Source organism: Pseudomonas flavocrustae (assembly GCF_029872515.1).
Classification (GTDB): domain Bacteria; phylum Pseudomonadota; class Gammaproteobacteria; order Pseudomonadales; family Pseudomonadaceae; genus Chryseomonas; species Chryseomonas aestiva.
On record NZ_JAPDIQ010000005.1, the window covers coordinates 351,364 to 369,738 of the forward strand.

The 18,375-nt window shown below is 64.6% G+C and carries 15 protein-coding genes; 7 read left to right on the forward strand and 8 right to left on the reverse strand.

Annotation, left to right across the window (positions count from 1 at the left end; translation table 11 throughout):
* The first annotated feature begins 118 nt into the window (after positions 1 to 118).
* Both gabT and OMP44_RS13920 read left to right on the forward strand, forming a co-directional pair.
* Positions 119 to 1,399, forward strand: a complete 1,281-nt coding sequence (gabT, locus tag OMP44_RS13915; RefSeq protein WP_280308953.1) for a 4-aminobutyrate--2-oxoglutarate transaminase — start codon at positions 119 to 121, stop codon at positions 1,397 to 1,399.
* A 113-nt stretch (positions 1,400 to 1,512) separates the two neighbouring features.
* Positions 1,513 to 2,709: an HDOD domain-containing protein gene (locus OMP44_RS13920; protein WP_280308955.1), complete on the forward strand. Its 1,197-nt coding sequence runs from the start codon at positions 1,513 to 1,515 to the stop codon at positions 2,707 to 2,709.
* Here the strand turns inward: OMP44_RS13920 and OMP44_RS13925 are convergent.
* The 6 genes from OMP44_RS13925 to oscA all read right to left on the reverse strand — a co-directional run bounded on the left by OMP44_RS13925 (position 2,706) and on the right by oscA (position 8,435).
* Entirely contained in the window at positions 2,706 to 4,256 is a 1,551-nt protein-coding gene (locus OMP44_RS13925; RefSeq protein WP_280308958.1) for a methyl-accepting chemotaxis protein, read from the reverse strand. The two genes, OMP44_RS13920 and OMP44_RS13925, sit on opposite strands and share 4 nt — an antisense overlap.
* Before the next feature lie 143 nt (positions 4,257 to 4,399).
* Positions 4,400 to 5,368, reverse strand: a complete 969-nt coding sequence (locus tag OMP44_RS13930) for a sulfate/molybdate ABC transporter ATP-binding protein (protein ID WP_273861766.1) — start codon at positions 5,366 to 5,368, stop codon at positions 4,400 to 4,402.
* A gap of 6 nt (positions 5,369 to 5,374) precedes the next feature.
* Complete coding sequence (gene cysW / locus OMP44_RS13935; RefSeq protein WP_280308960.1) at positions 5,375 to 6,241, reverse strand: sulfate ABC transporter permease subunit CysW; 867 nt, start codon at positions 6,239 to 6,241, stop codon at positions 5,375 to 5,377.
* Positions 6,242 to 6,251: 10 nt separating this feature from the next.
* The gene (gene cysT / locus OMP44_RS13940) at positions 6,252 to 7,064 is read right to left on the reverse strand and encodes a sulfate ABC transporter permease subunit CysT (protein ID WP_133861341.1); all 813 of its coding nucleotides are present in this window, start codon (positions 7,062 to 7,064) and stop codon (positions 6,252 to 6,254) included.
* A gap of 106 nt (positions 7,065 to 7,170) precedes the next feature.
* Positions 7,171 to 8,172: a sulfate ABC transporter substrate-binding protein gene (locus OMP44_RS13945; protein ID WP_280308963.1), complete on the reverse strand. Its 1,002-nt coding sequence runs from the start codon at positions 8,170 to 8,172 to the stop codon at positions 7,171 to 7,173.
* Between the two features lie 77 nt (positions 8,173 to 8,249).
* Complete coding sequence (gene oscA / locus OMP44_RS13950; protein ID WP_133861339.1) at positions 8,250 to 8,435, reverse strand: sulfur starvation response protein OscA; 186 nt, start codon at positions 8,433 to 8,435, stop codon at positions 8,250 to 8,252.
* A 250-nt stretch (positions 8,436 to 8,685) separates the two neighbouring features.
* Between oscA and desA the strand changes: the two genes are divergently transcribed.
* The 3 genes from desA to OMP44_RS13965 all read left to right on the forward strand — a co-directional run bounded on the left by desA (position 8,686) and on the right by OMP44_RS13965 (position 13,128).
* Entirely contained in the window at positions 8,686 to 9,879 is a 1,194-nt protein-coding gene (gene desA / locus OMP44_RS13955; protein WP_133861338.1) for a delta-9 fatty acid desaturase DesA, read from the forward strand.
* Positions 9,880 to 9,992: 113 nt separating this feature from the next.
* Positions 9,993 to 10,970: a sensor domain-containing diguanylate cyclase gene (locus tag OMP44_RS13960; RefSeq protein WP_273806578.1), complete on the forward strand. Its 978-nt coding sequence runs from the start codon at positions 9,993 to 9,995 to the stop codon at positions 10,968 to 10,970.
* 781 nt (positions 10,971 to 11,751) lie between these two features.
* The gene (locus OMP44_RS13965) at positions 11,752 to 13,128 is read left to right on the forward strand and encodes an OprD family porin (protein WP_133861336.1); all 1,377 of its coding nucleotides are present in this window, start codon (positions 11,752 to 11,754) and stop codon (positions 13,126 to 13,128) included.
* Between the two features lie 60 nt (positions 13,129 to 13,188).
* On the opposite strand, the gene aguA is transcribed toward OMP44_RS13965, so the two are convergent.
* Together aguA and OMP44_RS13975 are read right to left on the reverse strand one after the other, a co-directional pair.
* Positions 13,189 to 14,286 carry an agmatine deiminase gene (aguA, locus tag OMP44_RS13970; protein WP_280308973.1) on the reverse strand — a complete coding sequence of 366 codons (1,098 nt, stop codon included), beginning with the start codon at positions 14,284 to 14,286 and terminating at the stop codon, positions 13,189 to 13,191.
* A 142-nt stretch (positions 14,287 to 14,428) separates the two neighbouring features.
* The gene (locus tag OMP44_RS13975) at positions 14,429 to 15,805 is read right to left on the reverse strand and encodes a glutamine synthetase family protein (RefSeq protein ID WP_133861334.1); all 1,377 of its coding nucleotides are present in this window, start codon (positions 15,803 to 15,805) and stop codon (positions 14,429 to 14,431) included.
* A 406-nt stretch (positions 15,806 to 16,211) separates the two neighbouring features.
* Between OMP44_RS13975 and OMP44_RS13980 the strand changes: the two genes are divergently transcribed.
* Entirely contained in the window at positions 16,212 to 16,961 is a 750-nt protein-coding gene (locus tag OMP44_RS13980; RefSeq protein ID WP_133861333.1) for a gamma-glutamyl-gamma-aminobutyrate hydrolase family protein, read from the forward strand.
* Between the two features lie 34 nt (positions 16,962 to 16,995).
* Positions 16,996 to 18,354, forward strand: a complete 1,359-nt coding sequence (locus OMP44_RS13985) for a glutamine synthetase family protein (protein WP_133861332.1) — start codon at positions 16,996 to 16,998, stop codon at positions 18,352 to 18,354.
* Positions 18,355 to 18,375 lie beyond the last annotated feature (21 nt).

Genomic DNA, 18,375 nt, shown 5'->3' on the forward strand with positions numbered 1-18,375 from the left:
AGATTTCTCCCGGCGCGGACGCCGGGCCGTTGGCAGTCGATCATCGTATGCTGCCCGGAATCCGGTCCGCGCCTTTCCCGTAGCCGGCCGCCACGATGAGCGGCCATCGAGGACTGCAATGAGCCACACCAATGATTCCCTGATGCACCGTCGCAGCGCAGCCGTCGCCCGTGGCGTCGGCCAGACCCACCCGATCTTCGTCGACCGTGCGGAGAACGCCAAGGTCTGGGACGTAGAGGGCAATGAATTCCTGGACTTCGCCGGCGGCATCGCCGTGCTCAACACCGGCCACCTGCATCCGCGCGTGGTGGCGGCCGTGCAGGAGCAGCTGACCAAGGTCTCCCACACCTGCTTCCAGGTGCTGGCCTACGAGCCCTATGTCGAGGTCTGCGAAAAGCTCAACGAACTGGTGCCGGGCAACTTCCCGAAAAAGACCGCACTGTTCAACTCCGGCTCCGAAGCCGTGGAGAATGCCGTCAAGATCGCCCGCGCCGCCACCCAGCGCGCCGGCGTCATCGCCTTCTCCAGCGCCTATCACGGCCGCACCATGATGACCCTGTCGCTGACCGGCAAGGTCGCGCCTTATTCGGCCGGCATGGGCCTCATGCCCGGCGGCGTCTATCGCGCGCTCTATCCCTGCGAACTGCATGGCATCAGCGTCGATGACGCCATCGCCAGCGTCGAGCGCATCTTCAAGAACGATGCGGCCCCTGGCGACATCGCGGCCATCATCCTCGAGCCTGTGCAGGGCGAGGGCGGTTTCTATGCCGCGCCCAAGGCATTCATGCAGCGCCTGCGCAAGCTGTGCGATACCCACGGCATCCTGCTGATCGCCGATGAAGTCCAGTCCGGCGCCGGTCGTACCGGGACCTTCTTCGCCATGGAGCAGATGGGCGTCGACGCCGACCTGGTGACCTTCGCCAAATCCATCGCCGGCGGTTTCCCGCTGTCGGGCGTGACCGGTCGCGCCACGGTGATTGATGCCGTCACCCCCGGTGGCCTGGGTGGCACCTATGCCGGCAGCCCCATCGCCTGCGCCGCGGCCCTGGCGGTGATCGAGACCTTCGAGGAAGAAAAGCTGCTGGACCGCTCCAAGGCCGTGGGTGAACGCCTCACCGCGGGTCTGCGCGAACTGGCCGCCAAGCACGCGCAGATCTGCGACGTCCGTGGCCTGGGCGCCATGATCGCCATGGAGCTGGGCAAGGGGGGAGACATCGAGCAACCCGATGCCGAGCTGACCAGCCAGATCGTGGTTCGCGCGCGCCAGAAGGGGCTGATCCTGCTCAGCTGCGGCAGCTACGGCAACGTGCTGCGCATCCTCGTGCCCCTGACCGCCAGCGACGAAGAGCTGGATCGCGGCTTGGCCATTATCGGCGAGTGCTTCGCCGAATTGGCCTGAGTCCTACCCGAACCGCCCTCCTGGAGGGCGGTTTTTCTGTGACACGCTTGGCATAAAGTCCGCTTTGACGCATCATCCGCCGCTTCGCTTTCCTCAAGCAGGAGTGGGTTGGGATGCCGCCCCTGATACTTATCGTCGACGCCAATCCCTGGACCTGTGACCTGCTCAAGTCACTGGTGCTGGCCGTGCGTGCCGATGCCCTGGTGCATGAATACGGCCATGGCTATCAGGCCCTTGCCGAACTGGATCAACGCAAGAGATGTGCGCTGATCATCGTCGAGCGACCGGCCGATTGCGATGGACTCGACCTGCTGCGCCGCATCCGCCAGCGCGGCGCCCAGCCGCTGCAGCCGGTGATCCTGCTGTCCGAACAGGCTGACGCCGCCTATGTACGCGCGGCCCTGCGCCTGGCGCCTACCGCCTATCTGGTCAAACCCTATGCGGCGGAAGAGGTGTTGCGTCGTCTGCGCAGTCTGTTGCCACCCGCGGGAGACGCGTCTCAGGCGGCCAGTGCTGCCGTCCTGGGCTCCCTGGACGATCATCTGCAGCGCATGGCCGCCGAAATCGACGCCGTGCCGCTGTTCGCCGATCTGCCGGCCATCATCGAGCGCTGTCGCGAGAGCGAGAGCTGCAGCCTGGGCGAGCTGGAAACCGAATTCGGCCAGGATCCCCTGGTCACGGCGACCCTGATCGCGGCGGCCAACAGCGCTTCCCAGCGCGTCGGCCAATCCTGCCAGACCCTCAGCCAGGCCCTGCCGCGGCTGGGCGTCGGCTTCACCCTCAATCTGGTCCTGGGCCTGAGCCTGCGGCGGGCGACCCGTCTGGCCGAGCCGTTGCTGGCCGGACGCGCCGAGGGCTACCTGCGCCTTGCCCAGCGCGCTGCCGACTGCGCCCGGCTGCTGGCGCTGCGCTATGTGCGCGAAGACGCCGAGCGTTGCTACACCGCCGGCCTGCTGCATCGCCTGGGTGAACTGGCGGTGCTGCAAGGCGTGCAGCGCTGGTGCGACGGGGGTGGCGTTATCGATGAGGCCGCGCTGGAGCGCGCGCTGCTGAGCTACAGCCTGGAGTTTTCCGCGGAATTGCAGCGGCACTGGCGGCTACCACTGGAGTTGCGCGAGCTAGTGGCCGCGGTGCACAGCCTGCACGGCGTGCTGCCCAAGCCGTCGCTGATCCTGCACCTGGCGGCGCAGGCGGCGAATCCCGCACCGGGCGAGTCTCTCGACACCCTGCTCGAGCACAAGGCCGGACGCATGCTCGGTCTGGAGGCCGCGGTCTGGCAACTGGCGGTCACCCAGCTCAAGCTGGGCTAGCGCGCGCTGTCGGGGCGATAGCCCAGGCGCAGTCCGCCCCAGTGCCGGCCGTTCACCAGGATCGGTACCGAGAGGTCGTGCATCACCTCGCCGGTGTCTCTCATGTAGGTCTGCAACAGCAGGCGGCGCTGATGGCTGCCGCAGCGCTTGCCGGTGCGATCGCTGCAGAGGCGCTTGCTACGACTGCGCGCCGTATCCACCGCCACGTCGCCGGTAGGTGCCTGGGCGAAGGCGCGGTTGTGGGTGGGCACATAGCCTTCCGGGGTACAGGCGATGGCGAAGACCAGACCGGGATGCTGATCCAGCAGCGGCTCCTGGATCGCCGGTAGCACGCCATCGGTATAGCTGTCGAAACGGGTGCGGTACTTGGCCGGCTGACTGCCGGGCACCGGCTGGTACTGGCGGTCGAAGAGGGCGTCCTGGGTGATGCGCCCGGCGGCCAGGTCTTCCTCGAAGCGCCGGCCGATGGCATCCGCGCCCTGGCGCGCCAGTTCGAAGATGCGCTGGTGATAGCTGTCCAGGCCGACCTCGGCCAGGCGTTCGCTACTGGCTTCGGCCATGTCCACCAGTTCGTCGGCAGCGCTGCTGAGTCGGCTGGTCTGGCGCTCGCTGTCGGCCAGATCGCGGTGCACCTGCTCCACCGCCTGGGCCAGGCTTTCCAGCTGGGCCAGATTAGCCGAGGTGCCCTGGGCGATATCCGCGGCCTGGCGCTCGGCGGTCTGCGCCAGCTGGGCGATCTCCTGCAGGCCTTCGCCGGTGCGTTCGACCTGGCGCACGCCGTCGTCCAGCGCCTGGGCCAACTGCTGGATCTGCGCCACCACGGCGTCGGTCTGCTGGCTGATGTCGGCAACGATCAGCCCCACCTCGCCGGTTGCGCTGGAAGTCCGCGCCGCCAGGCCCCGCACCTCGTCGGCGACCACCGCGAAGCCGCGCCCGTGTTCCCCGGCGCGCGCGGCCTCGATGGCGGCATTGAGCGCCAGCAGGTTGGTCTGGCTGGCGATACCCTGGATGACCTCAGTGACCTGCTGGATCTTGTCGGTGCGGGCACTCAGGCCGGCGATCAGTTCGCGGCTTTGGCGGGCGTGCTCGCTGAGGGCGCGGATAGCGGCGATCGCCGTATTCAGGGCGTCCTGGCCGGCCTCGCTGCGCTGGTGCACCTGCTGCGCCACCGCCAGGGCCTGGCGGGCGCTGCCGGCGCTGTCGTGCTCGGTCTGGGTGAGGGCAGCGGCGCTGCTGGAAATCTGCGCGGCCGTGCTGGCCTGGGATTGCACCCGGGCCGCCAGTTGCTGGGCGGCAAAGGCCACACCGGCGATGGCCACGGCGTTGCGCGCCGTGCTGCGCGAGAGATCGCTGGTCAGCTCGTCGCAGGACGAGGCGGGCGCGGGCGGCGCTGCGGCCTTGCGCAGCAGCAACCAGGGCCAGAGGGCAGCGGCGAGCACCAGTCCCACGCCGGCGGCCGTGGGTAGCGCAAGCCACTGCCAGAGCAGCAGCGCGGCCACGAGGAGGGCCAGGTGAAGCGACAACACGACGGGCCAGCGCCTGGGCATGCGACCTCCTTGTTATTCTGCTCGATCGAGGACGAAGTGTGACGGGTGTCAGCTTCGTCGATCATGGAGCCCGCTTTCCGGAGGTTGCAACCGCTGTCTGGTCCCGGCGGCTACGACTTTGGTCTTAGCCGCCGGCGGCGGACTCAGGGCGTACGCGGCAGGAAATGCAGCGGCGCACCCCGTTGCAGCCCGGCCAGCACCGGGTGGTCCCTGACCAGCTCCACCTCGATCACCTCGCTCTGCTCCGGCACCTTCAGCGTGACCCGGGTGGTGGCGCCCAGCGGCCGGATGTCGCGTACTTCGGCGGCGTGATAACCCGCTCGCGGCTCACGCTCCAGCTCCACCTCGTGCGGACGGAACAGCACCTCCTGCTCGCCCAGGGCCAGGCGGTTGGAGTCACCGAGGAAGTGATAGACGAAGTCGCTCGCCGGCTGTTCGTAGACTTCGGCGGGCGAGCCGACCTGCTCGATCTGGCCCTTGTTCATCACCACGATGCGGTCGGCCACCTCCATGGCTTCTTCCTGGTCGTGGGTGACGAACACCGAGGTCAGGTGGATCTCCTCGTGCAGCCGTGCCAGCCAGCGGCGCAGCTCCTTGCGCACCTTGGCATCCAGGGCGCCGAAGGGTTCGTCGAGCAGCAGGATCTTGGGCTCCACCGCCAGGGCGCGGGCCAGGGCGATGCGCTGGCGCTGACCACCGGAGAGTTGCTCGGGATAGCGATCGGCCAGCCAGTCGAGCTGCACCATGTTCAGCAGCTCGTGCACCTTGCTGGCAATCTGCGCCTCGCTCGGCCGCTCGCGGCGCGGCTTCATGCGCAGGCCGAAGGCCACGTTGTCGAACACCGTCATGTGGCGGAACAGTGCGTAATGCTGGAAGACGAAGCCGACGTTGCGGTCGCGCACGTCACGCCCGGAGACGTCCTCGCCGTGGAAGCCGATGTTGCCGGTATCCGGCGCTTCCAGGCCGGCGATGATGCGCAGCAGGGTGGTCTTGCCGCAGCCCGACGGGCCGAGCAGGGCGACCAGCTCGCCACTCTCGATGTGCAGGTTGATGTCCTTGAGCGCCTGGAAGGCGCCAAACCTCTTGTTGATACCCTGGATCTCGATACTCATGGCGCCTTATTCCTCGTCACGGTGCTGCAGTTGGTGGCTCAGGCGACTCTCGCTCCACTGCCGCAGCAGCAGGATCACCAGGGCCATCATCAGCAGCAGGATCGCCACGCTGAAGGCGGCGACGATGTTGTACTCGTTGTAGAGAATCTCGATGTGCAGCGGCAGGGTGTTGGTCAGGCCGCGGATATGGCCGGAGACCACCGACACCGCACCGAACTCGCCCATGGCCCGCGCGGTGCAGAGCACCACGCCATAGATCAGTGCCCACTTCACGTTGGGCAGGGTCACGTGCCAGAACAGTTGCCAGCCACTGGCGCCCAGCAGGCGCGCCGCTTCTTCTTCCTGGGTACCCTGTTCCTGCATCAGCGGGATCAGTTCGCGGGCCACATAGGGAAAGGTGACGAAGATCGTCGCCAGCACGATGCCGGGCACGGCGAAGACGATCTGCACATCGACGCTCTGCAGATAGGGGCCCATCAGCCCCTGGGCGCCGAACAGCAGCACATAGATGAGGCCGGCGATCACCGGCGAGACCGAGAAGGGCAGGTCGATCAGGGTGATCAGCAGACTCTTGCCGGTGAACTCGAACTTGGTCACGCACCAGGCCGCGGCCAGGCCGAAGGCCAGATTCAGGGGCACCGAGATGGCGGTGGCGAACAGCGTCAGCTTGAGCGCCGAGATCGCATCCGGTTCGCTGATGGCGTCCCAGAAGGCGCCGATGCCGTTGGCCAGGCCCTGGCTCAGCACCATGTACAGCGGCAGCACCAGAACCAGCAGGAAGATCAGCCAGGCGCTGGCGATCAGCGTGATGGCCACCGGGGTGCGCTGCTTGCTGGCGCGCGCATCGGCCTTGGTCGAAGTCATGAGGCTCATGCGGTCGTCCTTAGATGTTGGGCTGGATGCGGCGCTGCAGGATGTTGATCAGCAGCAGCATGACAAAGGACACCAGCAGCATGAACACGCCGATGCCGGTGGCACCGGTGTAGTCGTACTGGTCCAGCTTGGAGACGATGAGCAGCGGCAGGATCTCGGTCTTGAACGGGATGTTGCCGGCGATGAACACCACCGAGCCGTACTCGCCCACGCCGCGCGCGAAGGCCAGGGCGAAACCGGTCAGCCAGGCCGGCAGCAGGGTCGGCACCAGCACGTAGCGGAACACCTGCCAGGGGCGTGCGCCCAGGCAGGTGGCGGCTTCCTCGATTTCCTTGGGGATGTCCGCCAGCACCGGCTGCAGGGTGCGCACCACGAAGGGCAGGGTGACGAAGATCAGCGCCAGGGTGATGCCGATCGGGGTATAGGCGATCTTGAAGGGAAACAGCGAACCTATCATGCCGTTGGGCGCATAGAGCGCGGTCAGGGCGATGCCGGCCACCGCGGTGGGCAGGGCGAAGGGCAGGTCGACCATGGCATCGATCAGCTTGCGCCCGGGAAACTCGTAGCGCACCAGCACCCAGGCCAGCAGGGTGCCGAGGATGCCGTTGACCAGGGCGGCGAGCAGGGCCGTGCCAAAGGACAGCTGCAGTGCGGCCAGCACCTGGCGCCCGGTGATCAGCGACCAGAATTGGCCGAGGGTTAGCTGGCTGGCATGCAGGAACATGGCGCCCAGCGGGATCAGCACGATCAGCGCGAGGTAGGTCAGGGAGAATCCCAGGGTCAACCCGAAGCCGGGTATGACCGGGGAGAGACGGCGAGACATGAGACGTCCTTCTGCAAGGCGCCCCGGCGATGCATTCGCCAGGGCGCAGAGGGGTGGAACGATACCTGTTCCGGGCCGGTCAGCGTGAGCCGTCCCGGCTGGGGTGCTATTTGTTGATGTCGGCGAAGATCTTGTCGAACACGCCGCCGTCGGCGAAGTACTTCGGCTGCGCTTCTTTCCAGCCGCCGAATTCCCGGTCGATGGTCACCAGCTTGACCGGCTTGAACTGATCCTTGAATTCCGCGGCCACCTTGGCATCGCGGGGGCGATAGAAATTCTGCGCGGCGATGCGCTGGCCCTCGGGGCTGTACAGATACTGCAGGTAGGCCTCGGCCTGCTTGCGCGTGCCCTTCCTGTCGACCACCTTGTCCACCACGGCCACCGGCGGCTCTGCCAGGATCGACAGCGACGGGGTGACGATCTCCAGCTGGTCGCCGCCTTCTTCCTTCAGCGACAGATAGGCTTCGTTTTCCCAGGCGATCAGCACGTCACCCAGCTGGCGCTGCACGAAGCTGATGGTGGCGCCGCGTGCGCCGGTGTCCAGCACCGGAGCGTGGCGATAGAGTTCGGTAACGAACTTGAGCGCCTCGGCATCGCTGCCGTACTTGGCCTTGGCATAGGCCCAGGCGGCAAGGAAGTTCCAGCGGGCACCGCCGGAGGTCTTGGGATTGGGGGTGATGACCTGGACATCCTTCTTCACCAGGTCGTCCCAGTCCTTGATGCCCTTGGGATTGCCCTTGCGGACCAGGAAGACGATGGTCGAGGTGTAGGGGGTGCTGTTGTCCGCCAGACGCTTCTGCCAGTTCGGGTCGACCAGCTGCTGGTGCAGATTGAGGGCATCGATGTCGCCGGACAGCGCCAGGGTCACCACGTCGGCCTGCAGGCCATCGATCACCGAGCGCGCCTGCTTGCCGGAGCCGCCATGGGAATTCTTGATGGTCACGTCTTCGCCGGTCTCGGTCTTCCAGTGCTTGGCGAAGGCGGCGTTGTACTGCTGGTAGAGCTCGCGGGTCGGATCGTAGGACACGTTGAGCAATTCGACGGCGTGGACCTGGGTGGCGAACAGGGCTCCGGCCAGCGCGGCCAGGGCGAAACGGCGAATCGACATGAAAAGGCTCCTTGACGTGAGAAAGCCGGACACCGTCTGGCGGGCACCTTGCCCGCTCGTCCGCTGACCGCGAGAACTCAGGGCTTGTTGGCTTGGCCGGTCTGAGGCCGGAATTTTTCCTTGCGCTCGATCTGCACCACCTGTCCGTTGTGCACGGTGATCTCGATGGCGCCGAATCTCAGTCCGCGCAAAGCCTGCTGGATATCGCGGAGCAGTGCGGTTTCGTCCTGGTTTTCCAGGCTGCGGAACGGAACGGAGCTCATGGGTGGCGTCCTCGTGTACAGCGGTGGGCGGGGAGGTGGCGCCATCTTAGGGGGCTGATCTTTATTTCTTAAAATTGCTAATAATGCTTTGTTTATTCACTTTTAGAATTAGCAGTCTGTGAAGGACACGTTGTGTAGCAAAAGGGAGGGCTGGATTTATCGCCCACCCCGGCAATAATGCGCGAACGCCTGTTCACTGAACTTTCAGTGACAGTTGCACCACACAACCCGCGCGAGGTCCTTTGCGTCCATGAGCTATAACGGCCTGCTTGACCTGTCGGTCTGGCAACTGGTGGTGGTCACCCTGCTGCTGACCCACCTGACCATTGTCAGTGTCACCGTCTACCTGCATCGCTACTCCGCCCACCGTTCGCTGGAGCTGCATCCTGCGCTCAGGCACGCCTTCCGCTTCTGGTTGTGGCTGACCACGGCGATGAACACCCGTGAGTGGACCGCCATTCACCGCAAGCACCACGCCAAGTGCGAAACCGAAGAGGACCCGCACAGCCCGGTGCACAAGGGCCTTGCCACCGTGGTGCGGCGCGGCGCCGAGCTGTACAAGGCCGAGGCGAACAACGCCGATACCCTGCGCATCTATGGCAAGAACTGCCCGGACGACTGGATCGAGCGCAAGCTCTACTCCAATCCGCGCACCCGCAATATGGGGGTGGTGCTGTTGCTGCTGATCGACATCGCCCTGTTCGGTGCCCTGGGTCTCACCGTCTGGGCCGTGCAGATGGTCTGGATTCCCTTCTGGGCCGCGGGTGTGGTCAATGGCCTGGGCCATGCCGTGGGCTATCGCAACTTCGAATGCCGCGATGCCGCCACCAACCTCATCCCCTGGGGCATCGTCATCGGTGGCGAAGAGCTGCACAACAACCACCACACCTATCCCAACTCGGCCAAGCTGTCGGTCAAGCGCTGGGAATTCGACATGGGCTGGGCCTGGATCAAGCTGTTCACCTGGCTGCGTCTGGCCAAGGTCAACCGTGTCGCCCCCATCGCCCATCGCATCGAAGGCAAGGGGCAGCTGGACATGGACACCGCCATGGCCATCCTCAACAACCGCTTCCAGATCATGGCCCAGTACCGCCAGCAGGTGATCGGCCCGCTGTTGCGGCAGGAGCGGGGAAGTGCGGCGCCCTCCCAGCGTCCGCTGTTCCGTCGCGCCCGGGGGCTGCTGGCCCGCGAGACCAGTCTGCTCAAGGCTCGCCATCAGGTGCGCATCGATGAACTGCTCGAGCACAGTCAGGCGCTGAAGCTGATCTACGAAAAGCGCCTGGCGCTGCAGCAGATCTGGGCGCGGACCAGTGCCAACGGCCACGACATGCTGGCCGCGACCCGGCAGTGGATCGGCGAAGCCGAAGCGAGCGGCATTCAGTCCCTGCGCGAATTCGCCGAACAGCTGAAAACCTATTCCCTGCGGCCGGCCGGAACTGCTTGAGAAAGGCTTCACAAAAGCCCACCGAAGCGGTGGGCTGCTCTATGCGGGGATTGAACCAGGCTGGTTTCAGCTGTCTCTAACTCCCTCAGGACCCCGCGTAGGCGCATGTGTATATGGATGAACAACCCTCTCTGTCTGCTCTTCCCACACCGGAAGAGAATCTGCTGGCTCTCCTGCATTCGCGGGCCGAGACAGATCGTCTGCGTGACCGGGAGCAGCTGTTCAGCGCGCTGCTGGAAAGCGTCAACGCGGTGCTCTGGGCTCTGGACTGGCGCACTCGCCAGATCATCTATGTCAGTCCCGCCTACGAACAGATCTTCGGTCGCTCCCAGTCCCTGGTATTGAGCGACTACAGCACCTGGCTCAACAACATCTATCCCGACGACCTGGAGTACGCCCAGCGCACCCTGGAGCAGGTGATCGAGCAGGGCGCCGTGGAGTCTCGCGAGTACCGCATCATCCGCGCCGACGGCGAGATCCGCTGGCTCAGCGACAAGTGCTTTGTCAGTCAGCGCAGCGAGGCCGGCATGCCGCTGCTGGTGGTGGGCATCGCCGAAGACATCACCGACAAGAAGCGCATGGAGGAGGAGCTGCAACGGCTCGCCACCACCGACGTCCTGACCCGCAGCAGCAACCGTCGACACTTCTTCGAGAGTGCCCAGCGCGCCTTCGAATTCGCCCAAAGCGAAGGCGAGCCCCTGGCTTTCCTGCTGCTCGACATCGACGACTTCAAGAAAATCAACGACCGCTTCGGTCACCAGATGGGTGATCAAGTGTTGCAGCGTGTTGCCGAATGCGGCGCCCAGACCACTCGCCGCGGGGATCTGTTCGGCCGTATCGGTGGCGAAGAATTCGCCCTGCTGCTGCCGGGTTGTGACAGTGACCTGGCATTGCAGATCGGTGGGCGCCTGCAGCGTGCCGTGCGGCAGTTGGCGGTACCCAGCGCCGAGGGCCCGCTGAAAGTCACCATCAGTCAGGGCGTCACCGTGTTGCGAGAGGGCGACGAGTCTCTCGACACCCTTTATGTGCGAGCGGACGAGGCCATGTACCGCGCGAAGCGCCAGGGCAAGGATCAAGTCGTCCAGGGATGAATATCCCTTGCCAGACCGCTCCGAGTGCAGCTCGGGCGGCCTGATTCGCGGTTCTGCCCACCGCTGTCACGCCCTCTCACTTGGTCCTCTGTCCCCCCTTGCTTCCCTGTCCATCTGGCCTGCAACTGATCTCTGCTCCTCGTCCTGTCGGCCGTCCTTGCTGACGCGGCGGCTCCCCTTGATGAGAAGGAATGTTCCCGCGCGCTCGGCTGGGCAAGGTCGCTCTTGCAGCAGGGCCGGCGCTGCGTCATACCAGGCGATAGGCGTCGTCTTCAGGGCAAATCGACTGACGGAGCAGTCGCAAAAAATTACAAGTCCTTGAGGCAGATAGGGGATTCCTTCAGGTCCGGCCTTTGTGATGCTGAAATTGGCCGTTTTCAAATACTTAACCAGAGCCCTGGGAAGCCCGTTCCAGAGCCTCAGGGCGTATCGCTTTGGATGGCGTCTTCTAGGGGAAAGGCGAGCCTTGCCATAGGCGTAGGCGGCGCAGGTTCCCTTGGGCCATGACCGAACAGTCAGAGCGGAAGACCACAGGGCGGGTTTTCAACCAGGTATCGCTAGACGAAATGCTTTTTTGCAATTAGCTTTCGCAACGTGGAAGACGGTGGCAGGGGACCTGTGCTTGAAGTCGCAAATTAAAAGTCGACCAGGCCCGGGATAATTCTCCAAATTGAAATAAAAGCCCTCTAGCTTTCCCTTCCGCACGGCCCGTCGGGCATACCACCAGCAGGCGCTGACACCTCTGGTGGCCGCATAACAACGATTCACCCCTGGAGCACTCATGGTCAAGAAGCCACTGGTGGTCGCGGTCTCCGCGGCCTGTCTGAACCTGTCCCTCATTGCCGCCGCCCACGCTGCCGGCTTCGTCGAAGACAGCAAAGCTACCCTCAGTCTGCGTAACTTCTACATCAACACAGACAACCGCAACGGTACGGCCAATCCTTCCCGCGTGATGGATTGGGGTCAGGGCTTCATGCTGAACTACCAGTCGGGCTTCACCCAGGGCACCGTTGGCTTCGGCGTCGATGCGGTCGGCATGCTGGGCCTGCGTCTGGACAGCGGTGGCAAGGCCAACGGCGGCACCGGTGGCAGCGTGCAGAACGGCACCATGTTCCCGCGCGATACCGATAACAGCGCTGTAGACGAGTTCAGCAGCCTGGGCGCTACTGCCAAGATGAAGATCTCTGAAACCGAATTCCGCTACGGCACCCTGATGCCGAAGCTGCCGGTTGTGGTCTCGAACGACGGTCGTCTGCTGCCGCAGACCTACCAGGGTGCTCAGATCACGTCCAAGGACATCAAGGATGTGACCCTGACCGCCGGCCAGCTCGAGCGTGCCAAGAACCGTAACTCCACCGACGAAGACGATCTGTCCATCGCCGGTTCCAACGGTGCTGCGAATGCCGCCCTGCGTCGCAACAGCGACCATTTCCGCTTCGTCGGTGCCGATTACAAGGTCACCAAAGACCTGACCCTGCAGTACTACTTCGGTCAGCTGGAAGACTTCTACAACCAGCACTTCCTGGGTCTGGTGCACAGCGTCAAGCTGGGCGACGGTACCTTCAAGACCGACCTGCGCTATTTCGATAGCAACAGCCAGGGCGAGAACCGCAAGGCCGACAGTACCGGTCTCTACGTGTCCAGCGGCTACTACGGTGGTACCCGTACCACTGGCGAGATCGACAACCGCCTCTACAGCGGCCTGTTCACCTACTCGATCTACGGCCACACCTTTGGTCTGGGCTATCAGGGCAGCAACGGCAACAGCGCCTTCCCCTACCTGAACGAGAACGGTGGCGCTTCGACCTATGCCATCACCGATATTCAGATCAACAACTTCACCCGTTCCGGCGAAGACACCTGGCAGGCTCGCTACTCCTATGACTTCGCTCAGCTGGGCGTCAAGGGTCTGACCGCTGGCGTCATCTATCAGCGCGGTGACAACATCCGTACCCGTACTGGCGACGCCATGGAATGGGAACGCGACCTGACCGTCAGCTACGTGATCCCGGAAGGCCAGCTGAAAGGTCTGGGCTTCACCTGGCGTAACGCCATGCTGCGTTCCGACCTGCCGGCCGTTTCCCAAGCCGGTGTGCCGGGCCAGCGTGACGTCGACGAAAACCGTCTGATCGTCAGCTACACCCTGCCGCTGCTCTAAGCCGCGCTCAGGTCAAAAAAAAGCCCGTCGCAAGACGGGCTTTTTCGTTTCCGCCGGAAATCAGCGACCAGTCGGCTGCTGCTGGGTGATGCAGTGGATGTTGCCACCGCCGAGCAGGATCTCGCGGCCGGGAACCTGTACCACCTCGTGCTCCGGGAAGCAGGCCTGCAGCGTACGCAGGGCCTCGGCGTCCTCGGGAACGCCAAAGGTCGGGGCGATGATGCCGCCGTTGACGATGAGGAAGTTGACGTAGGAGGCGGCCAGCCGCTCACCGGCCCGGCGTGGCTGGGTGCCGAGGCAGGCATCCACGTCGCGGCATTCGTCTTCGCTGGCGAACAGCGGACCCGGGGTGACGATGCGATGCACCTTGAAGGTGCGACCACGGGCATCGGTTTCGCGCTCCAGCACGGCCAGGGCCTCGCGGCAGCGGCCGTAGTTGGGGTCGGCCTGATCGTCGCACCAGCTCAGCAGCACCTCGCCCGGACGCACGTAGCAGCAGAAATTGTCCACGTGGCCGTTGGTTTCATCGTTGTACAGGCCGTGGGGCAGCCAGATGACCTTGTCCACCGCCAGGTAGTCGCTCAGGTAGCGCTCGATCGCTTCGCGATCCAGGTGCGGATTGCGATTGGCGTTGAGCAGGCATTCCTCGGTGGTGATCAGGGTGCCTTCGCCATCGACGTGGATGGAGCCGCCTTCAAGGACGAAGTCCGGGGTGCGATAGCCCGGCAGATTCTCGATCGCGAGGATCTTGCCGGCGACCTGGTCATCCCGCTGCCAGGGGAAGTAAAGGCCGCCATCCAAGCCGCCCCAGGCATTGAAGCTCCAGTCCACGCCGCGCACGCCACCCTGGCCGTCGCTGACGAAGGTCGGGCCGGTATCGCGGCACCAGGCGTCGTCATTGCTGATTTCCACCACCCGGATGTTCGGGTGCTGCAGGCGGGCACGGGCATTCTCGTACTGATTCGCCGAGGCGCCGATGGTCACCGGCTCGAAACGGGCAATGGCCTGGGCGACTGCGGTGAAGGCGGCCTGGGCGGGCTTGCCGCCCAGGCGCCAATTGTCCGGGCGCTCGGGCCAGACCATCCAGATCTGGCGCTGGTCGGCCCATTCGGCCGGCATGTGGAAGCCGTCGGCACGCGGCGTGGTGAGGGTGGTCATGGCGAAGCTCTCCGTCCAGAGTCGTCGTTGGCTGAGAAGGGGGAAAGGCCGGCAGGGCGCCGCGGGCGTGAACACGCGCAGGACTCCGGCGGTACCGCAGAACAGCTGCCGACCGGTGCGGGACCGGTCGGCAGGCAGGTCCCTACACGGTGTGCAGGTACCAGTTGTACTCGAGGTCGGAGATGGAGTGCTCGAACTCCTCCAGCTCGTGCTCCTTGCAGGCGACGAAGATGTCGATGTACTTCGGGTCGATGTACTCCGCCATCACCGAGCTGTCGTCCAGGTAGCGCAAGGCATCGCGCAGGTTGTTCGGCAGGCTCTGCTCGTGCTGTTCGTAGGAGTTGCCCTCGGTGACCGGGCCGGGTTCGATCTGCCGGGTCAGGCCATGGTGCACGCCGGCCAGGACGCCGGCCAGCAGCAGGTAGGGGTTGGCGTCGGCGCCGGCTACCCGATGCTCGATGCGGTGCGCCTCCGGTGTGCCGGTGGGAACGCGCAGGGCGGTGGTGCGGTTGTCCAGGCCCCAGCTCGGCGCATTGGGCACGAAGAACTGCGAGCCGAAGCGGCGATAGCTGTTCACGTTGGGGCAGAGGAAGGCCATGCAGGCGGGTAGGGTCTCGAGCACACCGCCGATGGCATGACGCAATGCGGCGTTCTGCTCGGGATCCTCGCCAGCGAAGATGTTGCGGCCGTCCTTGTCCAGCAGGGAAATATGGACGTGCAGGCCGTTGCCTGCCTGGCCCGGGTAGGGCTTGGCCATGAAGGTGGTGTCCATCTCATGGTCATAGGCGACGTTCTTGATCAGGCGCTTGAGCAGCACGGCGTAGTCGCAGGCCTTGATCGGGTCGGCAACGTGATTGAGATTGACCTCGAATTGCGCCGGAGCCGATTCGGCGACGATGGCATCGGCCGGAATGCCCTGGGCGCGAGCGCCGTCGATGATGTCCTGCAGGCAGTCCGCATACTCGTCCAGATCGTCCATGGAATAGACCTGGACCGACTGGGGACGCTTGCCGGAAATGGGCGAACGCGGCGGTTGCGGGCGGCCGTTGATGTTCTCCTGATCGATCAGATAGAACTCCAGCTCGAAGGCGGCGCAGACGGTGAGTCCGAGCTCGTCGAAACGCTGGACGACCTGGCGCAGGACCTCGCGGGGATCGGCGAAGAAGGGCTCGCCTTCCATCTCGTGCATGGTCATCAGCAGCTGCGCGGTGGGGCGCTTCTGCCAGGGTTCCATGGAGAGGGTGTCGGTGATGGGGAAGCAGACGCGGTCGGCGTCGCCAATGTCGAGCCCGAGACCGGTGCTTTCGACGGTGGAGCCGGTGATGTCGAGGGCGAACAGCGAAGCGGGGAGGTTGATTCCTTTCTCGAAGACTTTGGGCAGATTGGTGCGCTCGATGCGTTTGCCACGCACCACGCCATTCATATCCGCAATCAGAAGATCGACGAACTGGACCTCAGGATGTTCCCTGAGGAAGTCGGTCGCTTCATCCAAACGAACGGCACGCGGGGGTACCGACATGATGAAACACCTTTGCTTTTGGCTGCGCTCGACAAAACGGTTAGCGCCTGATGCGCCTGTTTGCCCAGTGGGCCAACCGCAGTGAGGGCACGAGTGCCCGCTGTCGATCCGACAGCGACCTGAGAGTACGGTCTCGCCTGCGCTCCGACGCTTTGTCAGCGCCCCTGTTAAAAATATCAATCAGCGGAGTTACCACCCTGGAGTCAATCCGAAAGGCGGACCAAAGTCAACTGGAGGCAACCCTGCTCAGGGGTGGTGCGCAGGTGCCTGTTTTTGGCGCATTCGGCGGGGCTGGAACGCCTCTGTTTCGCCGCTTCTGTGCAGAATCTCGAAACTTTTTGCCGGTGGTTGTGAAAAATAACGAACAAGACTAGGCTCGGATGATTCCTGTTCAACCCGGTGTCCCATGTCCGCGCTGCCCCTCATAGGTGTCACAGCCTGTACCAGGCAACTTGGCCTGCATCCCTTTCACATCGCCGGTGACAAGTATCTGCGCGCGGTGGTGGAGGGCGCCGAGGGCATGCCACTGGTGATTCCGGCGCTGGCCGATCTCATCGCCACCGAGGCCCTGCTTGAGCGCCTGGACGGTCTGCTGTTCACCGGTTCGCCATCCAACGTCGAGCCCCATCATTACCAGGGCACGCCCAGCGAGCCCGGCACCCTGCACGACGCGGCCCGCGATGCCGTGACCCTGCCGCTGCTGCGCGCCGCCGTGGCGGCCGGGGTGCCGGTGCTGGGCATCTGCCGCGGCTTCCAGGAAATGAACGTGGCCTTTGGCGGCAGCCTGCATCAGAAGGTGCACGAGGTCGGCTCGCTCATGGACCACCGCGAACGCGGCGAGACCCTGGAAGAGCACTATGGCCTGCACCATCCGGTCGAGGTCCAGGCCGGTGGCCTGTTCGAGTCCCTGGAGCTGCCGGCACGCTTCGACGTGAATTCCATCCATGGCCAGGGTATCGATCGCCTGGCACCGGGATTGCGCGCCGAGGCCCTGGCGCCCGACGGCCTGATCGAGGCCGTCTCGGTCCGCGAAGCCCGCACCTTTGCCTGTGGCGTGCAGTGGCACCCGGAATGGAAGGTGCGCAGTCACCCGGTCTATCTCGCCTTGTTCAAGGCGTTCGGCAAGGCCTGCAAGGCGCGCGCTGCCGAGCGCTGATGCTGTTCACCCCGCTCGAACCTTCGAGGTCTTTATGAGCACCCCGCTTGACCGGCTCACCGCCTGGTTGAAAGAACGCAAGATCACTGAAGTGGAATGCCTGGTCGCCGATCTGACCGGTATCGCCCGCGGCAAGATTTCCCCCACCGCCAAGTTCCTCAACGAAAAGGGCATGCGCCTGCCGGAGAGCGTGCTGCTGCAGAGCGTAACGGGGGACTATGTCGACGACGACATCTACTACGAGTTGCTCGATCCGGCCGACATCGACATGCACTGCCGCCCGGACGATCGCGCGGTGTTCCTGGTGCCCTGGGCACTGGAACCCACTGCCCTGGTGATCCACGACACCTACGACAAGCGCGGCATCCCCATCGAGCTGTCGCCGCGCAACCTGCTCAAGAAGGTGCTCAAGCTCTATGCCGAGCACGGCTGGCAGCCCATCGTCGCGCCGGAGATGGAGTTCTACCTGACCAAGCGCAGCGACGATCCCGACTATCCGCTGCAGCCGCCGGTAGGCCGCTCCGGGCGCCAGGAAACCGGGCGCCAGTCCTTTTCCATCGATGCGGCCAACGAATTCGATCCGCTGTTCGAAGACATGTACGACTGGTGCGAGGCCCAGGCACTGGATCTGGATACCCTGATCCACGAGGAAGGCACCGCGCAGATGGAGATCAACTTCCGTCACGGCGATCCGCTGCACCTGGCCGACCAGATCTTCGTCTTCAAGCGCACCCTGCGCGAGGCGGCGCTCAAGCACAACGTCACCGCCACCTTCATGGCCAAGCCCATGACCGGTGAGCCCGGCAGCGCCATGCACCTGCACCAGAGCGTGGTGGACCTGAAGACCGGCAAGACGGTGTTTTCCAACCCCGATGGCAGCATGAGCGAACTCTTCCTGCACCACATCGGTGGCCTGCAGAAATACATTCCCGAGGCGCTGCCGCTGTTCGCGCCCAACGTGAATTCCTTCCGCCGCTTCCTGCCCGACACCTCGGCGCCGGTCAACGTCGAGTGGGGCGAGGAGAACCGCACCGTGGGTCTGCGCGTGCCGGATTCCGATCCGCAGAATCGCCGGGTGGAGAACCGCCTGGCCGGCGCCGATGCCAATCCCTATCTGGCCCTGGCGGCCAGCCTGCTGTGTGGCTATCTGGGCATGATCGAGAATGTCTCGCCCAGTGCCCCGGTGCAGGGCCGCGGCTACGAGCGTCGCAACCTGCGCCTGCCGCTGACCCTGGAAGCCGCCCTGGAGCGCATGGAGCAGTCGGCCACCCTGGAGCGTTATCTGGGGAGTCGCTTCACCCGTGGCTACGTCGCGGTGAAGCGCGCCGAGCATGAGAATTACAAGCGCGTGATCAGTTCCTGGGAGCGGGAATTCCTGCTGCTCAGCGTCTGACCGCGATTCAAGGAGAGGCTT

Excerpts from the sequence above, each read along its gene's own strand:
- gabT (WP_280308953.1), top strand. The coding sequence starts at position 119 with ATGAGCCACACCAATGATTCCCTGATGCACCGTCGCAGCGCAGCCGTC.
- OMP44_RS13920 (WP_280308955.1), top strand. The coding sequence starts at position 1,513 with ATGCCGCCCCTGATACTTATCGTCGACGCCAATCCCTGGACCTGTGAC.
- OMP44_RS13925 (WP_280308958.1), bottom strand. The coding sequence starts at position 4,256 with ATGCCCAGGCGCTGGCCCGTCGTGTTGTCGCTTCACCTGGCCCTCCTC.
- OMP44_RS13930 (WP_273861766.1), bottom strand. The coding sequence starts at position 5,368 with ATGAGTATCGAGATCCAGGGTATCAACAAGAGGTTTGGCGCCTTCCAG.
- cysW (WP_280308960.1), bottom strand. The coding sequence starts at position 6,241 with ATGAGCCTCATGACTTCGACCAAGGCCGATGCGCGCGCCAGCAAGCAG.
- cysT (WP_133861341.1), bottom strand. The coding sequence starts at position 7,064 with ATGTCTCGCCGTCTCTCCCCGGTCATACCCGGCTTCGGGTTGACCCTG.
- OMP44_RS13945 (WP_280308963.1), bottom strand. The coding sequence starts at position 8,172 with ATGTCGATTCGCCGTTTCGCCCTGGCCGCGCTGGCCGGAGCCCTGTTC.
- oscA (WP_133861339.1), bottom strand. The coding sequence starts at position 8,435 with ATGAGCTCCGTTCCGTTCCGCAGCCTGGAAAACCAGGACGAAACCGCA.
- desA (WP_133861338.1), top strand. The coding sequence starts at position 8,686 with ATGAGCTATAACGGCCTGCTTGACCTGTCGGTCTGGCAACTGGTGGTG.
- OMP44_RS13960 (WP_273806578.1), top strand. The coding sequence starts at position 9,993 with ATGGATGAACAACCCTCTCTGTCTGCTCTTCCCACACCGGAAGAGAAT.
- OMP44_RS13965 (WP_133861336.1), top strand. The coding sequence starts at position 11,752 with ATGGTCAAGAAGCCACTGGTGGTCGCGGTCTCCGCGGCCTGTCTGAAC.
- aguA (WP_280308973.1), bottom strand. The coding sequence starts at position 14,286 with ATGACCACCCTCACCACGCCGCGTGCCGACGGCTTCCACATGCCGGCC.
- OMP44_RS13975 (WP_133861334.1), bottom strand. The coding sequence starts at position 15,805 with ATGTCGGTACCCCCGCGTGCCGTTCGTTTGGATGAAGCGACCGACTTC.
- OMP44_RS13980 (WP_133861333.1), top strand. The coding sequence starts at position 16,212 with ATGTCCGCGCTGCCCCTCATAGGTGTCACAGCCTGTACCAGGCAACTT.
- OMP44_RS13985 (WP_133861332.1), top strand. The coding sequence starts at position 16,996 with ATGAGCACCCCGCTTGACCGGCTCACCGCCTGGTTGAAAGAACGCAAG.